At 39.7% G+C, this 20,090-nt stretch carries 20 protein-coding genes; 17 read left to right on the plus strand and 3 right to left on the minus strand.

Annotated elements, in window-relative coordinates:
- Window positions 1-434: 434 nt before the first annotated feature.
- The 12 genes from ACSAMO_RS08885 (at window position 435) to ACSAMO_RS08940 (ending at window position 13,837) form a co-directional block, all read left to right on the plus strand.
- Window positions 435-902 carry a DUF6106 family protein gene (locus ACSAMO_RS08885; protein ID WP_117966710.1) on the plus strand — a complete coding sequence of 156 codons (468 nt, stop codon included), beginning with the start codon at window positions 435-437 and terminating at the stop codon, window positions 900-902.
- 27 nt (window positions 903-929) lie between these two features.
- Window positions 930-1,781, plus strand: coding sequence for a PSP1 domain-containing protein (locus ACSAMO_RS08890; RefSeq protein WP_499209155.1), 852 nt, complete (start codon window positions 930-932; stop codon window positions 1,779-1,781).
- Between the two features lie 81 nt (window positions 1,782-1,862).
- Window positions 1,863-2,033 (plus strand): 4Fe-4S ferredoxin, encoded by a 171-nt coding sequence (gene fdxA, locus ACSAMO_RS08895; protein ID WP_117966705.1) that lies wholly within the window; start codon window positions 1,863-1,865, stop codon window positions 2,031-2,033.
- Between the two features lie 85 nt (window positions 2,034-2,118).
- Entirely contained in the window at window positions 2,119-4,029 is a 1,911-nt protein-coding gene (locus tag ACSAMO_RS08900; RefSeq protein WP_499209156.1) for a clostripain-related cysteine peptidase, read from the plus strand.
- A gap of 13 nt (window positions 4,030-4,042) precedes the next feature.
- Entirely contained in the window at window positions 4,043-5,299 is a 1,257-nt protein-coding gene (locus ACSAMO_RS08905; protein WP_499209157.1) for a M18 family aminopeptidase, read from the plus strand.
- 86 nt (window positions 5,300-5,385) lie between these two features.
- Window positions 5,386-8,025, plus strand: coding sequence for an alanine--tRNA ligase (alaS, locus tag ACSAMO_RS08910; RefSeq protein ID WP_499209158.1), 2,640 nt, complete (start codon window positions 5,386-5,388; stop codon window positions 8,023-8,025).
- A gap of 268 nt (window positions 8,026-8,293) precedes the next feature.
- Entirely contained in the window at window positions 8,294-8,629 is a 336-nt protein-coding gene (locus ACSAMO_RS08915; protein WP_022230837.1) for a histidine triad nucleotide-binding protein, read from the plus strand.
- Between the two features lie 349 nt (window positions 8,630-8,978).
- Entirely contained in the window at window positions 8,979-10,328 is a 1,350-nt protein-coding gene (glmM, locus tag ACSAMO_RS08920; RefSeq protein ID WP_147514727.1) for a phosphoglucosamine mutase, read from the plus strand.
- 17 nt (window positions 10,329-10,345) lie between these two features.
- Complete coding sequence (locus tag ACSAMO_RS08925; protein WP_147364929.1) at window positions 10,346-11,083, plus strand: SGNH/GDSL hydrolase family protein; 738 nt, start codon at window positions 10,346-10,348, stop codon at window positions 11,081-11,083.
- A 13-nt stretch (window positions 11,084-11,096) separates the two neighbouring features.
- Entirely contained in the window at window positions 11,097-11,828 is a 732-nt protein-coding gene (rsmG, locus tag ACSAMO_RS08930; RefSeq protein WP_117966694.1) for a 16S rRNA (guanine(527)-N(7))-methyltransferase RsmG, read from the plus strand.
- A 350-nt stretch (window positions 11,829-12,178) separates the two neighbouring features.
- Complete coding sequence (locus ACSAMO_RS08935) at window positions 12,179-12,994, plus strand: ParB/RepB/Spo0J family partition protein (protein WP_337600870.1); 816 nt, start codon at window positions 12,179-12,181, stop codon at window positions 12,992-12,994.
- 54 nt (window positions 12,995-13,048) lie between these two features.
- Entirely contained in the window at window positions 13,049-13,837 is a 789-nt protein-coding gene (locus tag ACSAMO_RS08940) for an HAD family hydrolase (protein WP_337600869.1), read from the plus strand.
- 77 nt (window positions 13,838-13,914) lie between these two features.
- Here the strand turns inward: ACSAMO_RS08940 and ACSAMO_RS08945 are convergent, their stop codons facing one another.
- From ACSAMO_RS08945 to ACSAMO_RS08955, 3 genes are all read right to left on the minus strand, one after another.
- Complete coding sequence (locus ACSAMO_RS08945) at window positions 13,915-14,166, minus strand: IreB family regulatory phosphoprotein (protein ID WP_022228898.1); 252 nt, start codon at window positions 14,164-14,166, stop codon at window positions 13,915-13,917.
- Between the two features lie 117 nt (window positions 14,167-14,283).
- Window positions 14,284-15,534 (minus strand): M16 family metallopeptidase, encoded by a 1,251-nt coding sequence (locus tag ACSAMO_RS08950; protein ID WP_499209159.1) that lies wholly within the window; start codon window positions 15,532-15,534, stop codon window positions 14,284-14,286.
- Between the two features lie 64 nt (window positions 15,535-15,598).
- Window positions 15,599-16,252, minus strand: coding sequence for a LexA family protein (locus tag ACSAMO_RS08955; protein ID WP_412274681.1), 654 nt, complete (start codon window positions 16,250-16,252; stop codon window positions 15,599-15,601).
- A gap of 228 nt (window positions 16,253-16,480) precedes the next feature.
- On the opposite strand from ACSAMO_RS08955, the gene ACSAMO_RS08960 reads away from it, so the two are divergent.
- Genes ACSAMO_RS08960 through ACSAMO_RS08980 form a run of 5 tightly spaced genes read left to right on the plus strand, consistent with a single transcriptional unit; the run spans window position 16,481 to window position 20,063 of the window.
- A complete protein-coding gene (locus ACSAMO_RS08960; RefSeq protein WP_499209160.1) occupies window positions 16,481-16,684 on the plus strand; it encodes a hypothetical protein in 204 nt (67 codons plus the stop codon).
- A gap of 38 nt (window positions 16,685-16,722) precedes the next feature.
- A complete protein-coding gene (locus tag ACSAMO_RS08965) occupies window positions 16,723-16,950 on the plus strand; it encodes a hypothetical protein (RefSeq protein ID WP_499209161.1) in 228 nt (75 codons plus the stop codon).
- The gene (locus tag ACSAMO_RS08970; protein ID WP_499209162.1) at window positions 16,934-18,184 is read left to right on the plus strand and encodes a PBSX family phage terminase large subunit; all 1,251 of its coding nucleotides are present in this window, start codon (window positions 16,934-16,936) and stop codon (window positions 18,182-18,184) included. The genes ACSAMO_RS08965 and ACSAMO_RS08970 overlap by 17 nt, the downstream gene beginning before the upstream one ends.
- The gene (locus ACSAMO_RS08975) at window positions 18,181-19,494 is read left to right on the plus strand and encodes a phage portal protein (protein ID WP_499209163.1); all 1,314 of its coding nucleotides are present in this window, start codon (window positions 18,181-18,183) and stop codon (window positions 19,492-19,494) included. Before ACSAMO_RS08970 ends, ACSAMO_RS08975 begins: the two co-directional genes overlap by 4 nt.
- A 53-nt stretch (window positions 19,495-19,547) precedes the next feature.
- Window positions 19,548-20,063 carry a DUF4355 domain-containing protein gene (locus tag ACSAMO_RS08980; RefSeq protein ID WP_499209164.1) on the plus strand — a complete coding sequence of 172 codons (516 nt, stop codon included), beginning with the start codon at window positions 19,548-19,550 and terminating at the stop codon, window positions 20,061-20,063.
- Window positions 20,064-20,090 lie beyond the last annotated feature (27 nt).

The raw sequence follows: 20,090 nt of genomic DNA on the forward strand, positions 1-20,090 counted from the left end.
AAGCAGGATATGTGGCGAATCCGTTTGTGTATGTAAAACTTATAGGGCGGCCGATGACCGCCCCTACGAAGTAAGTGCAGTATAGCGGTGTGTAGGGGCGACCATTGGTCGCCCGTTTTGAATGAGATGCGGATTGTGTGAAAGTATGGAAACGGTGCATCGGTGTCCCGCGTTGCAGATAACAGATAAGAGAGAATAGAAAAAATAATAGACAGAACCACCCCTCAGTCGGCGTTGCCGACAGCTCCCCTCAAGGGGAGCCTTACGGAAGAGGGCGTATATTAAAAAGCCTCTCCTTGAGGAGAGGTGTCACGAAGTGACGGAGTGGTGGCTTGAGGTGATCAATCGCTATTTATGCGGAGAGTTGACAATTTTATTGTTTTATATTATAATTAATTAGATTAGACAATGATGTTTTAAGGAGTTTTCGGGAAGTGGAAGAAAAGAGAACAGGCGGCGGAAAAGAATTTATATTTTCGCTTTTATGGGCTGTCATATTTATGATTTTAGGACAATATATAATTTTTATTTTGCCAAGCTACAAAATAATCGGTACGATAATAACGATACTTTTATTTTGTATATTGGGTTTCTTTGTCTTAACGCGTTATGCGGCGATATTTACTTACAGCATAAAAGACGATATTGTACGCGTAAACCGTGCAATCGGTCACAGAAACAAAGAAGTTGAATTTTATATATCGGACGTGAAGTCTGTTACCAGACAAAAACCGAAAAAAACTCCGAAAACGATATACAATATGCGTGCGAGTGTATTTTCGCCTAAAAAGGTTTGGTATGTTGTTTACGAAAAGAACAGAATAGAAAATATGCTTGTTTTTGAGCCGTCGCAGAAAATGGCTGAAAAGATTAAGAGCAGAGCGAAAAACAGCAAAGCTTAAACATTTTGGAAGGAATGGTTTTATAATATGGTAAACGTGATAGGGGTACGATTTAAGCCGGCAGGCAAAACGTACTATTTTGATCCGCTTGATTTTGATATAAAACAAGGCGACAGTGTAATTGTCGAAACTTCAAGAGGTATTGAATACGGTGAGGTCGTTATGAGCAAAAAGGCTATTGATAACAACCAATTCAAGAAACCTTTAAAGGGTGTTATCCGTATCGCAACCGAAGAAGATACCGAAAAAAGCAAAAGGAACAGAGAGCTTGAAAAAGAGGCTTACAAGATATGTTTGGAGAAAATTCAAAATCACAAGCTTGAAATGAAGCTTGTCGAAGTTGAATACACATTTGACGGAAACAAGATTTTATTCTATTTTACCGCGGACGGAAGAATTGACTTCCGTGAACTTGTAAAAGACTTGGCTATGGTCTTTAAGACAAGAATTGAACTTCGTCAAATCGGCGTCAGAGATGAGGCGAAAACTCTCGGAAGTATCGGTGTATGCGGCAGAGGTTTATGTTGCAGTCAGTTCCTCGGTGAGTTCGCTCCGGTGTCTATAAAAATGGCAAAGGAACAGGGACTTTCACTTAATCCGACTAAAATTTCGGGTGCTTGCGGACGTCTTATGTGTTGTTTGAAATATGAACAGGATACATATGAGGAACTTTTAAAGGTTACACCGAAACAGGGTGCTATCGTAAAAACTCCCGAAGGTACGGGCAGTGTTGAATATGTCAGCTTGCTTAAAGGTCTGGTTAAAGTTAAACTTGACGACGAAAACGAAAAAACTTTAAAAGAGTTTAACGTTGCGGACGTTAAAGTTCTCAAAAAAGGCAAAAACAACGAGCCTTCAGAGGAAGAAATCGGTGAGTAAAATATTTTGAAAAACTATTGAAGTATATCAATTTTCGTGTTATAATCATATCAGCAATATCAAATGAGGAGGTGTATTTCAATGGCATATAAGATTTCTGATGCTTGCATTTCATGCGGTGCTTGCGCTGCTGAATGTCCTGTAAGTGCAATCAGCGAGGGCGACGCTCAATACGTTATAGATGACGCTACTTGTATCGAATGTGGTGCATGTGCCGGTGTCTGTCCGGTAGGCGCTCCTGCACAAGCGTAATTAAAAATGAACTGAGAAGGTGTTGTATAAGAGAAATCTTTGCAACACCTTTTTACATTATATAAATTTATGGAGGGGTAAGGCTATGAAAAGAGTTACGCTTATAATAACTGCAGTTTTGACGGTTCTTATGCTTACGGCGTGTTCTTCAAATAAGGTGGTTTATGAAAGTAATACCGAAAGTCAAGGGGGTAACAAGGCTTGGACTGTTCTTATATATATGTGCGGCGGTGACGATGAATCCGTAAACGGTGATTATTCAAAAAAACTTGATGAAATTATGAATGTAAATTATTCGGACAATATAAATGTCATTGTGCAAACAGGCGGCAGCAGTAAGTGGCACACTAAGAATATATACAGCGATTATTGTCAGAGATTTAAAGCCGATAAGAATAAACTTTATCTTGAGGATCAGTCTATGGCGGCAAATATGGGTGACTACAATACTCTTGCTAATTTTATATCGTGGGGCACGTCAAAGTATAAAGCAAACCATTATATGCTTATTTTATCAGGTGCAGGCGGCGGATTGATAAACGGTATGGCTTATGACGAGCTTAACGGCAACGACAGCCTTAATCTTGAAGAAATTTCATACGGAATCAGTGCGGCGGGCGTGAATTTTGATATGCTGTCTTTCGATTCGTCACTTATGGGAAGTCTTGAAATTGCGGCGGAGATGTCTATGTGTGCCGATTATATGACTGCACCGCAGGACGTTATCGGAAATGATGAATGGAATTATGAATATGTTTTACAGTATTTGTCCGACAATCCGTCAACTGATTCTAAAGGTATCGGTGAGGCAGTGTGTGACGGATATTATGCAAAGTGTGAAGAAAAAGGCACTGACAAAGACGCGGCAATGTCTTGCGTTGCTTTAGACAATATGTCTACGCTTAATCAGGCGTTTGACGGTATGGCAGGCGATATGCTTACCGCAACGGACAGCCTTTTAAATTATGTCAATCTTTCAAAGGCGATAAGCGGTGTACAGCTTTACGGCGGTGCAACGGTTGATGAGGGATTTTCAAATTCTGTTGATTTAGGCGATATGGCGGTTAAAACAAGTGAATTTGTCGGAAACACGTCGGACGTGCTTATTAACACGTTAAATGAAACCGTTTTATACAGAGTGTGCGGTGAGAGAAAAGCTAATTCAACAGGTCTTGCACTATATTATCCGCTTTGGGAAAACAATGACGAACTTCAAGAGTATATGGAGATTTCAAACAGTGTTAAATATAAAGAATTTCTACGCAAGATATGTACCGGGTGCAATGTAGAAGATTCCTCAAATACAGAAGATTTTAATTCTTCTTGGGCGTGGAATACATATAATCAAGATATGCAGACTATGGAATATAAGACTATTTTGGACGGCAATTCATATGAACTGAATATTCTCGGCAATATGGATATGTTCAAAAGTGTGGATATAAACGTGTATAAGGCGGATAAAAAGAGCGGAAACTATACATATATAGGTAAATACAGCGATTTGGACGGTGACTGGGACGCAGGTATTTTTAAAGATAATTTTAACGGCAAAATGCTTAGATTATGCGGTAAAAATATATCGGTTAATCTTGTCGGAAAATATGACGGTTACGAGATTTATTCGGCACCGATTATATTAAACGGCAAAAGAAGCAATGTTCGCATTATGCACGATACCGAAAAAGACAGTTACAAAATTATCGGTGCTTGGGGCGGTCTTGATTCGACAAACGGCAGAGCATATACGAATTTGAAAAAGATTGGTTCCTTTGATAAAATAACTCCTATTCTTGCGGTATATGACGTGGAACACAACTCAAACGACAATATAACAGGTTCATGGACTTTAAAAATGTTCGGCGGTGTGAAAAAAGCAAATATTTCAGACGGAGCTTATATTTTTGAATACGAACTTACCGACATATACGGTTTAAAACGACGCGGTACTGCGGTTAAAGCGAATGCGGGCGGCGGAAACATCAGATTTGAATAAAGAGGGCTTAACAATGAGTTATACAGAAAAGTTAATCGATTTTATCGGAAAAAGTACGGATTGTTACCATGCGGTCAAAACCGCAAAGGACAGGCTTGACGAAAACGGTTTTACGGAACTTCTTGAGGGCGACAAGTGGGATGTACAAAGCGGCGGTAAATATTACGTTATACGAAATTCGTCATCAATAATTGCGTTTGAAATGCCGAAAAAAGATTTCGGTGCGTTTATGATTTGTGCCTCTCATACCGATTCGCCGTCATTCAAGCTAAAGCCTGATTTTGAAATAAATGCGGACGGTTGTATAAAGTTGAGTGTTGAGGGTTACGGCGGTATGATAATGTCGTCGTGGCTTGACAGACCGCTGTCGATAAGCGGAAGAATTGTTACGGCAAAGAACGGTAAGGTTGAAACGAAACTTGTCAATATAGACAGGGATTTGCTTGTTATTCCGTCACTTGCAATTCATATGAGCAGAGATATTAACAAGGGTTATGAATTTAATATAAGACGTGATATGTGTCCGATAGCGTCGGAGAAAAACGGCAGAATTGAGGATATTATTGCAGAAAATGTCGGAGTAGATAAAGAGGAAATATTGGGTTTTGATTTGTCGCTTTACAATCGTATGCGCGGTACTGTTTTGGGCGCAGACGGAGAATATTTTTCTGCACCGCGAATTGATGATTTACAGTGTATGTACAGTACACTTGAGGGATTTTTAAATTCCGAAAGTGATGATAATGTAAATGTTTTCGCCGCGTTTGACAATGAAGAAGTCGGCAGCGGTACAAAGCAAGGTGCTAAATCGTCATTTTTGCGTGATGTGCTTGAAAGAATTTGCAATAATTCGGAAACGTACAAAAGAGCCGTTGCTAAAAGCTTTATGTTATCGTGCGACAATGCTCATGCGGTGCATCCGAATTTTGCGGACAAGTCGGACGCTACAAACCGTGTGTATATGAACGGCGGTATTGTGATTAAGTACAATGCAAATCAAAGATACACCACTGATGCGGTATCGGAGGCGGTTGTTAAGTATGTGTGCAAAAATGCAGGCGTGCCGTATCAGATGTATGCAAACAGAAGTGATATTCCGGGCGGTTCAACGCTTGGAAATCTTTCAAATGAAAAGGTTTCACTGAATACCGCAGACATAGGTCTTGCACAGCTTGCCATGCACTCGTCATACGAAACGGCGGGAAGTCGTGACACGGAATATATGGTGAAAATGATAAAAGAATTTTATAAAACGGAAATTGTGCTTTAATGTTGTATTCAGCTTGACATAGCACAGGATATTTTATATAATAAATAAGATAAGTTAGTATAAAAACAAAGGAGAATAGATAAATTATGAAATCAATGGGCGTAAATGAGATTCGTGAAAAGTTTCTTAGCTTTTTTGAATCAAAAGGTTGTTTAAGACTTGGAAGTTTTCCGCTTATACCGAAGAATGACGCAAGTTTGTTACTTATAAATTCGGGTATGGCACCTATGAAACCTTGGTTCCAAAACCCTGAAACAGCACCTAAAAGACGAGTTACGACTTGTCAGAAATGTATCAGAACAGGTGATATTGAAAATGTCGGTAAGACTGCACGTCACGGCACTTTCTTTGAAATGCTCGGTAACTTCTCTTTCGGAGATTACTTTAAAAAAGAGGCAACTGCTTGGGCGTGGGAATTCTTCACAAAGGTTATGGAAATTCCTCAGGAACGTCTTTGGATTTCAGTGTATGAAGAAGATGACGAGGCAAGAGATATTTGGGTAAATGAAGTTGGCGTTGACCCTACTCACATCGTTAAGCTTGGTAAAGAGGACAACTTCTGGGAACACGGTACAGGTCCTTGCGGTCCTTGTTCGGAAATATATTTTGACCGCGGCGAAGAATACGGCTGCGGTGAGCCCGGCTGCGGTGTCGGCTGTGAATGTGACAGATTTATGGAAGTTTGGAATCTTGTATTTACGCAGTTCGACAAAGACGAGGACGGCAACTATAACCGTTTACCGAATCCTAACATTGATACGGGTATGGGTCTTGAAAGACTTGCCGTTGTTATGCAGGGTGTTGACAATCTTTTTGAGATTGACATTGTTCAAGACGTTATGAAACATATTTGCCGTATCGCAAATATTGAATACAAAAAGGACGATAAAAAAGACGTTTCTCTAAGAGTCATAACCGACCATATCAGAAGTACGGTTATGATGGTTTCAGACGGTGTTATTCCGTCAAATGAGGGCAGAGGTTACGTTCTTCGCCGTCTTTTAAGACGTGCCGCAAGACATGGCAAATTACTTGGTATAAACAAGCAGTTCTTGTTTGAAGTTGCAGATACTGTAATTGAATGTTCAAAGGGTGCTTATCCGGAACTTGATGAAAAGAGAGATTATATCAGAAACATAATCAAGAAAGAAGAAGAACGCTTTGACGCTACAATCGACAACGGTCTTAACGTACTTAACGGATATATTGAGGCAGCTCAAAAAGAGGGCAGAAAAGAGCTTACCGGTAAAGAGGCATTTAAACTTCACGACACATATGGTTTCCCTGTTGACCTTACATTAGAAATGGCTGAAGAAAAAGGTCTTGAGGTTGACATTGACGGCTTTAACAAAGCTATGCAGGAACAAAAGGATAAGGGAAGAAGTAATTGTGGTATCGGTTCAAGCTGGGACGGCAACGAAACATTTGAATTTGAAAATGCAGAGCCGACTGTATTTGTCGGTTACGATACACTTGAAACAGACGCAAAAGTTGTCGGCATTGTTGTTGAGGAAGAGGGCGTTTGTGATACAATAATCGAAAATCAAAAGGGATTTATCGTTACAGACAAAACTCCTTTCTATGCTGAAATGGGCGGTCAGGTAGGTGACATCGGTACTATCACAATAAACGGTAAGGCTGCAAATGTTGTTAATACAACAAAGACAGAGGACGGTTATTATCTTCACGAAACAGAAGTTCAGCTTACACCGATTAAGGTTGGCGATACAGTTACAATGTCTGTTGACAAGGTTCACAGAACAGACGTTTGCCGTAACCATACTGCAACTCATATTCTTGACAAGGCACTTCGTGATGTACTTGGTTCACACGTTGCGCAAGCAGGTTCGCTTGTTGAAAGTGACAGACTTCGTTTTGACTTCTCTCACTTTGAGGCTATGACAACTGAACAGATCAAACAGGCTGAAGATATTGTTAATGAGAAAATTCTTGAAAGCATTGATGTGACTGTACAGGAATTGCCGATTGAAGAAGCTAAAAAGCTTGGCGCTATTGCATTGTTCGGAGAAAAGTACGGTGATGTTGTAAGAGTTGTTTCTGTCGGCGATTACAGTGTTGAATTCTGTGGCGGTACTCACCTTACAAATACTGCTCAATGCGGTTTGTTTAAGATTATTTCTGAAAGCGGTGTTGCGGCAGGTGTAAGACGTATTGAGGCTGTGACTGGTAAGGGTGTGCTTGAATATATCAATAACAGTGACAGACTTATTGAAAAGACTGCGGCTGCGTTAAAGATTAATCAAATTAATGAAATTGATCACAAGGCTGAAAGCGTTATGGCACAGTGCCGTGAGCTTGAAAAGGCTGTTGATTCGTTTAAGGAAAAAATGGCTGCCGCAAAGGCAAACAACATTATGACAGGTATTAAGCATATCGGCGAAATCAGCTTGATTACCGCACAGGTTGACGGTATGGGTGCTGATGAAATGAAGTCTATGGCTGATAAGATTAAGGCGGAAGTTCCGAACAGTGTTGCTGTTATGGGTGCTGAAACTGACGGTAAGATTACGTTTGTTGCTATGGCGTCAAAGGAGGCTGTTAAGCTGGGCGTTCATTGCGGTAAGATTATTAAGGATATTACGGCTGTTGCAGGCGGCCGCGGCGGCGGTAAGCCTGATATGGCGCAAGGCGGCGGCAGTGACGCGAGCAAGATTGATGACGCGTTGGCTAAGGTTGACGAAATCGTTGCGGAACAGATTAAGTAATTGAGAATAGCGTAAACGGTTTGGACTATTGTATTGTAGGGGCGACCATTGGTCGCCCGCAATGTTGAGGTATTAAAAGGGCGGCCGATGACCGCCCGTACGAAAGATATAATAGATAAGAGAGAAAAGATAATAGAGAATAGATATGAGTCACCACTCCGGCACTGCGTGCCACCTCTCCTTAAGGAGAGGCAAAAAGGCTCCCAAAGAGGGGAGTTGTCGGCAAAGCCGACTGAGGGGTGGTGTGAAATACAAAGGAGTGAATAAAATGGATTGTTTATTCTGCAAAATAATTGACGGAGAAATTCCGTCAAATAAGGTATATGAAGATGATATGATGTTAGCATTCCGTGACATCAATCCGCAAGCACCGGAGCACATTGTTATTGTGCCGAAGTGTCACATTGCAAGTGCGAATGAAATTAATGCGGAAAACGTAAAGTATGTTGCGGCTATATGGGAAAAGATACCGCAGATTGCGTCTGAATTGGGATTTGCCGAAAACGGTTACAGAGTTGTAAACAACTGTGGCGAGGACGGCGGTCAGACTGTTCCGCATTTACATTTTCACCTTATGGGCGGTAAGAAGTTTACGGACCTTTAATAAGAAAATTAAATCTGTCGGAAAAATACCGACACGATAGCAGAGGTCGAGAAATTAGTTCGGATTTTGTGAAAATGAACTCGTCGGCGTACATGGGTACGTTAGAGTTTATTTTCGCAAAAAGTGCACAGGCAAGCCGTATATCGAAGATAGGCTTGCCTGTTATTTTTTATAGCTATAAATTAAATTATAAAATATAAAAATAATATCTTGCACGTTCCGGACAATTTGTCGACAATCTGACTGCCGTTTTAAACGGCAGTTTTTTTTGTCAAAAAACGGTTTACTTTTGTATATCTTTATTATATAATAATATAATAGGATTAGTTTAATTAGGAGGAAATTAAGAATGGGAAAACTATTTGGAACGGACGGTATAAGAGGTATCGCCAACAAAGACCTTACTGCCGAATTGGCTTTTAAAACAGGTCAAAGCGGTGCATATGTGCTTACAAAACATTCTTCAAAAAGACCGAGAATACTTATTGGTAAAGATACAAGAAAATCAGGTGATATGCTTGAGGCGGCTCTTACTGCCGGACTTTGTTCGATGGGCGCAAAGGTTATTCCTTTGGGTGTAGTTCCTACACCGGCTGTTGCATATCTTACAAGATACTACAAGGCTGATGCAGGTGTTGTTATCTCTGCATCTCACAATCCATGCGAATACAACGGTATAAAGTTCTTTAACAGTGACGGATACAAGCTAAGTGACGGAATTGAAAACGAAATTGAAAGTTATATACTTGGTGAAAAGGCGATCGAAGAATTGCCTACTCACGGCAAAGTCGGTTATGTAAGTGCTAACCACAACGCTGTTGAGGATTATGTTGCGTTTGCTGTTTCTACGATTGACTGCCGTCTTGACGGTATGAAAATCGCTGTTGACTGTGCAAACGGTGCAAGTTATGAAACTGCTTTCAAAGCTCTTAACAAGCTTGGTGCAAACGTTGAGGCTATACACAACACTCCTGACGGTGTAAACATCAATCATATGTGCGGTTCTACTCATATGGAAAGTTTACAGGCTTACGTTACTTCAATCGGTGCGGACATCGGTATAGCTTTTGACGGTGACGCGGACAGAATGTTGGCTGTGGACGAAAACGGCAAGCTTATTGACGGTGACCAGATTATGGCGGCTTGTGCAAAGTTTATGCGTGATAACGGTACATTGAAGCAAAATACTCTTGTTGCAACGGTTATGAGTAATCTTGGCTTATTTATGGCAGGTGAAAAAATCGGTATCAACATTCCGCGAACAAAAGTAGGTGACAGATATGTACTTGAAGAAATGCTTGCAAAGGGTTACAATATCGGCGGTGAACAATCCGGTCACATCATTTTCCTTGACCACAACACAACAGGTGACGGTCTTGTAAGTGCTTTGCAATTCTTATCGGTACTTAAAAAGACAGGTATGAAAGCGTCTGAGGCGGCAAGCATTGTAACGGTTATGCCGCAAGTGCTTAGAAATGCCGTTGTAAAACTTGAAAATAAAAACAGTTATATGGAAAATGAAGAAATAGCTGCGGCTTGCAAGGCTCTTGAAGATGAATTTGCCGGCGAGGGCAGAGTCCTTATCAGACCTTCGGGTACTGAACCGCTTGTTCGTGTTATGATTGAGGGTAAGGACGAAGAATACATCACAAAGAAAGCTGAGGAACTTGCAGAACTTATTGAAAAAATCTTGGGATAAAAGTGGTTGTAAGAAATATGGATAAAATAATTTCACTAATGATAACTGCTGTTATGACTGTTACGTCGTGCAGTTTTAAAGGTGAAAATCCGCTTGACGGCAAAAGAATTGCATTTATTGGTGACAGTATCAGTTACGGCACTAATTGGCAAGGCGGTTACGGCAAGTTGATTGGGGAACAATATAATATGAATGTTACAAATGTCAGCAAGGGCGGTGCTACTCTTGCTGACAATGTGCATTGGTCGGAAAATTCAGACGGATACAGACCGTATATTACGGATATGCTCGATAACCTTGACGGCGATTATGAATATATCATTGCCGAGGGCGGTTTGAATGATTTTTGGGGCCATTCGGAACTTGGAGAAATTACAGACGGTTTCAGCGGTGATTTTGATGAAAACACAATGACCGGCGGTATGGAAAAAATGTTTTTTGAAATTAGAAATGATTTTCCTAACTCGAAAGTAGGGTTTGTTATTACACATGATCCGTTTACATATGACGCCGAAGGTAATTTTGAATCGTATTATGAGCGTATAAAAGAAGTATGCGACAAGTGGGATGTTTCGTATCTTGATTTGTATGCAAAAAATAATTCCGATACAGGTGTAAATGTGCGTGACGATGATATGCGCAAGCTGTATTTTGGAACAGAAAGTAAGCCTGACGGTGACGGCACTCATCCGAACGAACTCGGTTATCAGGCTATTTATGTTGAGCCGATGATACCTTGGCTGAAATCTTTATAAAATGGATAGGTGAATGATGAAGGATTTAATTATAAACGGAAGCAGACAGCTTGATATACCGCTTGATGATGTGCAAGTTGATAAACTTATGGAATATGCGCGTCTTTTGGTTGAGTGGAACGAAAAGATTAATCTTACTGCGATAACAGATGATGAGGGCATTGTAACAAAACATTTTCTTGACTCGCTGACCGCAATAAAGACGGGATATGTCAAGGGAAAAGTGATTGACGTCGGAACAGGTGCGGGTTTCCCCGGACTTGTGCTGAAAATCGCAAAGCCTGAAATTAAGCTGACTTTGCTTGACAGTCTTAATAAGCGAATTAACTTTTTAAAGGACGTTTGTGAAAAAGTTGATATAAATGATGTGGAATTTGTCCATTCGCGTGCGGAGGACGGCGGTAAAAACAGAGATTACAGAGGTAAGTTCGATACCGTTGTGTCGCGTGCAGTGGCTAATTTGACTGTGCTTTCGGAGTGGTGTATTCCGTTTTTGAAACAAGGCGGTTACTTCCTTGCTTTGAAAGGCCCGTTGGCAGAGCAGGAAGTAAAGGACGCTAAACGTGCCATAAAAATACTCGGCGGACAGATTGAGGACATTGTTGAGGCGGAAATTCCGTTCACCGAATTGAAACACAAGATAATAGTTATAAAAAAAGTAGGACAAACTCCGCTTAAATATCCGAGAAAACCGGGTATTGCAACAAAAACTCCTATTGGAACTTGTTACAATTTGGTGAAATAAAAAAATTAAATTGAATATTGTCGAATTATAATTGCAAAAAGTGCTTGCAATATGGAAATATTATGCTATAATAGTAAATGTAAGGCAGATAGTATCGATACGGTACATTTCTAACAAGGTTTCCCCAAGGCCTTGTTCTACCCCCAAAATGTCTTACACCTTCCACCACCGAGGGTAAACAGCGATAATGTTGTTACATCAAGTGTAAACATCAATGCCGAACATTATCGCTGGTTACTCTTTTTAATTTCAGGGAAATTAAAAAGAGTACTAATCGATTACCTTGCGTGTGGATATATTTTTTAACCATTCAGTGTAAAATAATGTAAATTAGCATAGGAGAAATTTCCATGATTAGTTTCCTTAGAAAATCAACGGTACAAGATAAAATGCGGATTGTATCACTTCCGCTTTATATGATAGCACCAAATCCTAATCAGCCGAGAAAATATTTTGAACCGCAAGCTATGGAGGAATTGAAAAATTCTATAATGGAATACGGTTTAATTCAGCCGGTAACGGTACGCAGACGTAGCGGTGAATATGAGCTTGTAGCAGGTGAAAGACGTTTTCGTGCTGCACAAATGGCGGGACTTGACGAAATACCGGCGGTTATAATTGAGGCTGACAATGATAAATCGGCAATTTTGGCTTTACTTGAAAATTTGCAGAGAGAGGATTTGTCGTTTTTTGAGATAGCGGAAAGTTATAAAAGTCTTATTCGTGAACAGGGACTTACACAAACGGAGTTGGCTTTGAAAGTCGGAAAAAGTCAAGCATCGGTTGCAAACAAAATACGATTATTAAAACTACCTCCGCTTGTGAAAAAATTAATAAGAGATTACGACCTTACGGAACGTCACGCGAGGGCTTTACTGTTGCTTAACAATGAAGAAAAACAGCTTGAGGCTGTCAAACTTATTTGCCGTGACAATATGAATGTTACACAAGCAGAAGAACTTGTACGCACTATGAATATTCCGAAGCCGAAACCTATCAATGACCTTCGCATAACAACTGCAAAAGATGTTAAAGTATTCAAAAACACCGTAAAACGTGCTGTTGATTTGATGAAAAAAAGCGGTATAGATGCAAAAATTGAAGAAAATTCTTTTGAATGGGGAACGGAATACATAATTAAAATTAAAAAGGCTGACAAAAAATAAATGTTTACATTACCTCCTTTGCGGTATATAATAAGCAAAAGGAGGTTTTTTAGTGTGAAAAAATCAATAAAACTTGTTGCATTTGATATGGACGGAACTGTTTTGGACAGTAAACTGCGTTTGCCGAAAGGTCTGTTTGAAATGATTGAATCACATCCCAACGTGAAATTTGTTGTCGCAAGCGGAAGGCAGTATTACAGTCTTTTGAATATATTTAATCCGATTAAGGATAAATTGATTTTTATTTCTGAAAACGGCGGAATTATAATGGAAAAGGACAAGGTTATTCATATTATGCCCGTTCCTGACGATAAGGCATTGGAAGTGCTTGATTTGGTGAGTGAGGACAAAGGGATTTATCCTGTGCTTGGGTGCGAAAAAACATCTTATATAGAAAACCCGCCCGAATATGTTATGAACGATGTTGCACAATACAATGTGCGTTTGGAAACTGTTGATGATATAAAATCGGTGGTGGGCAAGGATAATATTTTAAATCTTGCGCTTTACTGCCACAAAAGAGCGAAGGATAATATACTTCCCAAACTCGCGGATATAAGCGGTGATTTGAAGGCTGTTTTATCGGCGGAAAGTTGGGTTGATGTTATTAATGCAAATGTAAATAAGGGCAACGCAATTAAGGTTATTCAGGATATTTACGGTATTTCACCCGAAGAATGTGTTGCGTTCGGTGATTATATGAATGATTATGAAATGCTCCGAAATTGCGGCGAAAGTTACGCCATGGAAAATGCACACGATGAAATTAAAAAAGTTGCAAAATACATCGCACCGTCAAATGATGATGAGGGTGTAATGCAGGTATTAAAGAAAATATTGTGATGAAACTAAAAAAATCCGTCAAATGACGGATTTTTCGCGTACAAACAAAAGGTATGAATAAAATACCTTTTATTTGATTAAAGCGTTTTAATATATGTTTTTGCAAACTCCTCTAAAAGTTCGTCACGTTCTATTTTAACAATCAGACCTCTTGCACCGTTATAGCTTGTTATGTAGGTCGGGTCGCCTGAAAGGATATATCCTACTATTTGGCTGATAGGATCATAGCCTTTGATTTTCAGTGCCTCATATACTTTGGCAACTATTTCTCTGACTTCCTTTTCCTTATCAAACTCAAGGTTGATTTTCATTGTTTCGTTAAATTCCATGATATTCACCCTTTCTGCTAAAAATAGCATATCATTTATTTATAGCATAGTACAAATACAATAAAATTGCAAGTGTTTTAGCTAAAATTTTATAATAAATTAATATTTATACATTATTTAATCGAGTTCAAACAGATTGTCAACGTTATTGACAGGTCCGACTGCTGAAATACACATAGTCGAACTGTCGAGAACTCTGTCTATTATTTCCGCAACCGAATCGGCATTTACTGCGTCGATTTTTTTCAGTGCTTCTTCCTGCGTGTATATCGGTTTATTCAAAAGCAATGAACGACCTGCACCTTGCATTCTTGCGCCTGTGCTTTCGCTTGAAAGTATATAATTGCCTTTAAGCTGTTCTTTTGCTTTTGTGATTTCTGCCGATGTCAGCTTATTGTGTTTAATCGTATTGATTTCTTTTGAAATAAGATGTGCGACTTCGCCAAGACTTTCGGGACTCATTCCGGCAGAAATATCAAATACACCCGTATTGATATACGCACTGTGTCCCGCACTTATCGAATACACCAAACCACGCTGTTCGCGTATGTTTTGGAACAATCTTGACGACATTCCGCTGCCGAACACGTTGTTAAACACAAGCAGACTGTACACCGATTCGTCCATAACATCAATGCCTTTGAACGTTGCGACAAGCTGGACTTGTTCAATATCTTTTTCTTTTACGATATTATTCTTGCTTATATAAGGTGCATCGGGAAGATACGGTTTTGTGTCAAGCATTTTTTTTGTACCGAAATACTTTTCAAGAAGTTCAAAAAACGTATCGTCAAAATTTCCTGATACTGATATTATAGTATTCGCACTTGTATAATGATTATTCATATAGTTTCTCATTATATCCGGTGTTATGCCGTCAAGGCTTTCATATGTGCCGAGAATCGTTCTGCCCATAGGTGTGTCGCCCCATGCGGCATATGACGAAAGGTCATACACAAGATCCTCCGGACTGTCCTCATACATATGGATTTCTTCTTTTATAACCTGTCTTTCAAGTGCCATATCATCAGGTGAAAGAATCGGATTATAAAGCATATCCGAAAGAATTTCAAGTGCAATCGGAATATGCGAATCAAGTGTTTTTGTATAAAAACAAGTATATTCACGCGAAGTAAATGCGTCAAGTTGACCGCCGACCGAATCTATTTCGTGTGCAATTTGTGCCGCAGAGCGATTTTTCGTTCCCTTAAAAAGCATATGCTCGATAAAATGAGAAATTCCGTTTACTTCTTTATTTTCATATCGTGAGCCGTTGCCTACCCATACTCCGATTGAGATTGACTTTAGGTAATCAATCTTTTCGGCAACTACTTTTATACCGTTTGAAAGTGTTTTATATTGATACAATATTATACTCCTTTATCATATATATTATTAGACGTAAATTTATACTGATTTGTTCCAAATTCGACTAAAATTTTCGCTTTATCTCGCGTACCAAGCCGAATACACGAATACGTGTAACATCTTCGTTTTCAAAACGTCTGACAGGGTACATTGGGTTTATGGAGTGAAGTTCGATAAAATCAGGTCCGTATACGATTTTCTTTACAACGCCGTCCTCTTCATCTATCATAACAACCGCATAACTGCCACTGTCAACTGATGACTGACATCTGACAAGCACAAGGTCGCCCTCCATAAAAAGCGGATACATACTGTCACCGACAACACGGAGAAAAACGAACGGTTCGTCACCGCGAACGTCATTTTTATTGACAGGTTCGTAATCTGTGATATTCGTTTCGGCAAAGCAGCTCAGACCTGCCGCAACTCTGCCGATTATCGGAATATTTACATAGTTTGACGTATCGGCTATTTCAACGTTATTCGGCATATCCTCCCAGCCGAGAAGATATTCGGGGGAAGTATCAAGACATTGTGCAAGCTTTATAAGCGAGTCGCGTTTTATGTTTTTTACTGTCCCTTTTTCGTATTTTTGGATTGCCGCTTTTTGCACACCGATTTTTGCTCCAAGCTCCTCCTGGGTTAAATTATGCTCTTTTCTGAGCATTTTAATTCTTTCGCCCGTAGTCATTTTAATCACCAAAATCTTTCTAATCATATTTCGTAACTGATTATATAGTATCATATTTTGAAACTTTTTGCAAGCATTGTACATAAAAGTATCTGAAAAGTAAACAAAATGTTGTTAAAAGTATCCTAAAAAGAAATTTATACTTGACAAAAGTATCTTGATGAGATATAATGACAGTGTCTTAAAGAGATAGCCAAGTGATTGGCATATATTTTTTAACAATAAAGTATCTTAAAAAGATAGAAAGGAGTGCTTATGATTTATTCAAACGATGACCCAATGGCAATTTTGGCAATGGAAATTGCAAGGACGGATAATTACGGTGAGTATGACTCATATGACGGGGAAACGGTATGTCCCGTATGCGGTGCTTTTGAACCGGAACATTACTATATCAATGATGATGAAGAATGTGTCGGCTGCAGTGAATGTGTCAGAAAGTCGGACGTTATGTATTGATGAAAAATCAATATTAAATGAAAAAGAGGGTGATTAAATTGGGCATTGCAAATGAAGGGGAAATTCTTGAATTTCTAACGTACATAATGCGTCGTGAAGATGAGGAAATTCGTATGGCTGATTCATTTAAAGCGGCTGAGCTTTTAGGTAAGCATTACGGAATATTCGGAGGCAAGAGCGAAAGCGGAGGCGGTGATGTTATAATCGTCGATAATATCGAAAAAGCCGAACAAATCAAGGAGCAGAAAAATGCAGTGCAGTCTTGACAGGTTGATTGCACCGTCTTTTTACAAGGTGCATAACTCTATTGAAGATTATACGCATTTTTGGCTTTGCGGCGGTCGTGGGTCGACTAAATCAAGTTTTGTGAGCGTTGAAATTATACTCGGTATTATGAAAAATGCCGATACAAATGCGGTTGTACTGCGTAAGGTCGGTGCTTACTTAAAAGACAGCGTATTCTCTCAGCTTGAATGGGCGATTGAAAAGCTCGGCGTATCGGATATGTGGGATATAAAGGCGAGTGTACCGGAAATGGTCTACAAAAAAACAGGTCAGAAAATACTGTTTCGCGGTGCGGACAAGGTACAGAAATTGAAATCCACAAAGGTTACGCACGGATATATTCGATATATTTGGTATGAGGAGTTAGACGAGTTTTGCAGTATGAAAGAAATCCGCTCGATAAATCAGTCGATGATGCGCGGCGGTGAAAAATTTACCGTATTTTATTCGTACAATCCTCCGCAAAACCGACGCAGTTGGGTAAACCGTGAGGCACTCAAAAAGCGTGATGATATGCTTGTGCATAAGAGTACATATCTTGATGTACCGAAAAACTGGTTGGGAGAACAATTTTTTTTGGAAGCGGAGTATCTTAAAAAGCTACATATTAATCAGTATAATCACGAATATCTCGGCGAAGTGACGGGAACAGGCGGTGAAATTTTTGATAATCTTGAAGTTGTAAAACTTAGCGATGAGGAAGTAAAAAGTTTTGACAATATTAAATGCGGTGTCGATTTCGGTTTCGCGGCAGATCCGTTTGTGTATGTGGTGTGTTTTTATCACAACAATAAGTTGTTTATCTTTGATGAAATTTATGCGAAAGGGATGACAAATCACAATGCGGCTGAAAAGATTTTTGAAAAAGGGTTTGCTAATAAATTGATTGTATGCGACAGTGCCGAGCCGAAAAGTATCAACGATTTGCGAATGTTCGGTTTGCGTGTTCGCAGTGCAAGGAAAGGTCCGGACAGTATCGAGTACGGTATCAGATTTTTGCAGAGTCTTGAAAAAATCGTGATTGATCCCGAAAGGTGTCCGAATGCTGCAAGAGAATTTTCGGAATATGAGCTTGAACGCGATACGGACGGTGAATTTAAGTCGGTTTATCCCGACAAGAACAATCACACCATTGATGCGGTACGTTATGCACTTGAGGACGAAATCACAAAGAAAAAAGCGAGGGTAATTAAAAGGAGTGAACTTGATTTATGATAATTGACGAGGATATTTTAAAGGACGGTATAGACGAGGTATTGCTTGCTAAGCTGATTGAGAAACATTCGCTTGAACAGGAGCGATACGAAAAACTTTACAACTATTATATCGGCAAACACGCAATTTGTGAACGCAGACGTTCAAGCGACAATATCGCGAACAACAAAATTGTGTGTAATCACGCGAAGTATATCGTGGATATTGCAAAAAGCTATCTTGTAGGCAATCCTGTGGCGTACAGCTGTTCGGACGGATACGATATTGAGGCGGTTAAAAATTGCTTTGCTGTTCAGGATATGCCGAGTTTGGACGCGGAATTTGAAAAGACAATGAGCATTTTCGGTAAAGCTTATGAATTGGTTTATGCGGACGAGCAATCACAGCCGAAAAGTGTATGCTTGCCGCCGAGCAACACGTTTATTGTATACGGTGCGGGCGTTGGCGAAATTCCGCTGTACGGCATACATTATTACAAAAAGCGTGACATTGACGGCTTGGTTACGGGTGTTTGCTGTATTGTGTGTGACAGGGAGATGATTTATACATATGAAAACACTGCGGACAGTTTTTTGCATATGACTATGACAAATTCTCAGCACCACTATTTCGGTAAAATGCCTATGGTGGAGTATCGCAACAATGAAGAAAAGCAAGGTGATTTTGAACAGATGATTCCGCTGATTGACGCTTACAATATTTTGGAGTCGGACAGAGTTAACGACAAGGAACAGTTTGTTGACGCATTCTTATTCCTTACCGGTATCGACCTTGACAGTGAGCAGGCGAAGAAACTTAGGGAAGAACGCATTTTGATGGGATATGAGGGTGCGGCGGCTCAATATCTTTCAAAGGTTATGTCCGAAAGCGATATTGAAGTGTTAAAGGACAGTCTGAAAAGCGATATTCACAGATTTTCTATGATTCCCGATTTATCAGACCAGACGTTTGGTACAAATTTATCGGGTGTCGCGATTAAGTATAAGCTTATGGGTTTTGAACAGCACGTCAGAAACAAGGAGCGATACTTTACGAAAGCTTTAAAACAGAGATTTGAATTGTATGTTAATTTTCTGTCGCTAAAAGGTGCTATGGAGTATGTGCCTATACATCGCATTGATGTTGTGTTTACGAGAAATTTGCCTGTTAATGAGTTGGAGATTTCACAGATGGTAAACAACTTAGTCGGTATTGCGTCAAGCGAAACTCTTTTATCACAGCTTTCATTTGTGGGCGATCCGAAGGAAGAGGCACAGCTTGCCGCAAAAGAAAAAATGCTTGGCGAAAAATTAAAATATGTACAGGAATAATTCAAGAATAAAAAACATAGTGATTTATTTTAATGTAAAGAAAGGAAAAAAGTATGGACGAAAAGAAGAAACAGGGGACACTAAACGGTGACACGAAAAACGAAAACGGGGGACACAAAAACGATGAACTGAAAAATCTCATTGCAGGCTATGTTGCGGAGGCGATTAAAAACGAAAAAGCAACTTGGGAAAAAGATTTTTCAGACAGAATCGTATCGGAAAGAGAGGAAGCCGCGAAGATGGCTACAATGTCGGCAGAGGACAGAGCAAAGGCTGAAATGGACAAAAGACAAAAGGATTTTGAAAATGAAAGACAGCAGTATGTATCCGAAAGAGCCGAATTTGAGGCGGCAAAGGAATTGGCGGCTCAAAATCTGCCTGTGAATTTCGCGAGAATGGTCGCAGATGCAGACAAGGACATTATGGCGGAAAATATCGAGCGATTTAAAGCAGAATATATGAAAGCAATCGAAAGCGGTTTATCCGAAAGATTAAAGGGTGTTCCGCCGAGAATTTCAAGAGAAAAAGAAAATTTAACAGACCCGTTTTTAAGCGGTTTGGGAATGTAATAAATAACGTGATTATGAAAGGATGAA

Source organism: Ructibacterium sp. SJQ-7 (genome assembly GCF_054696575.1).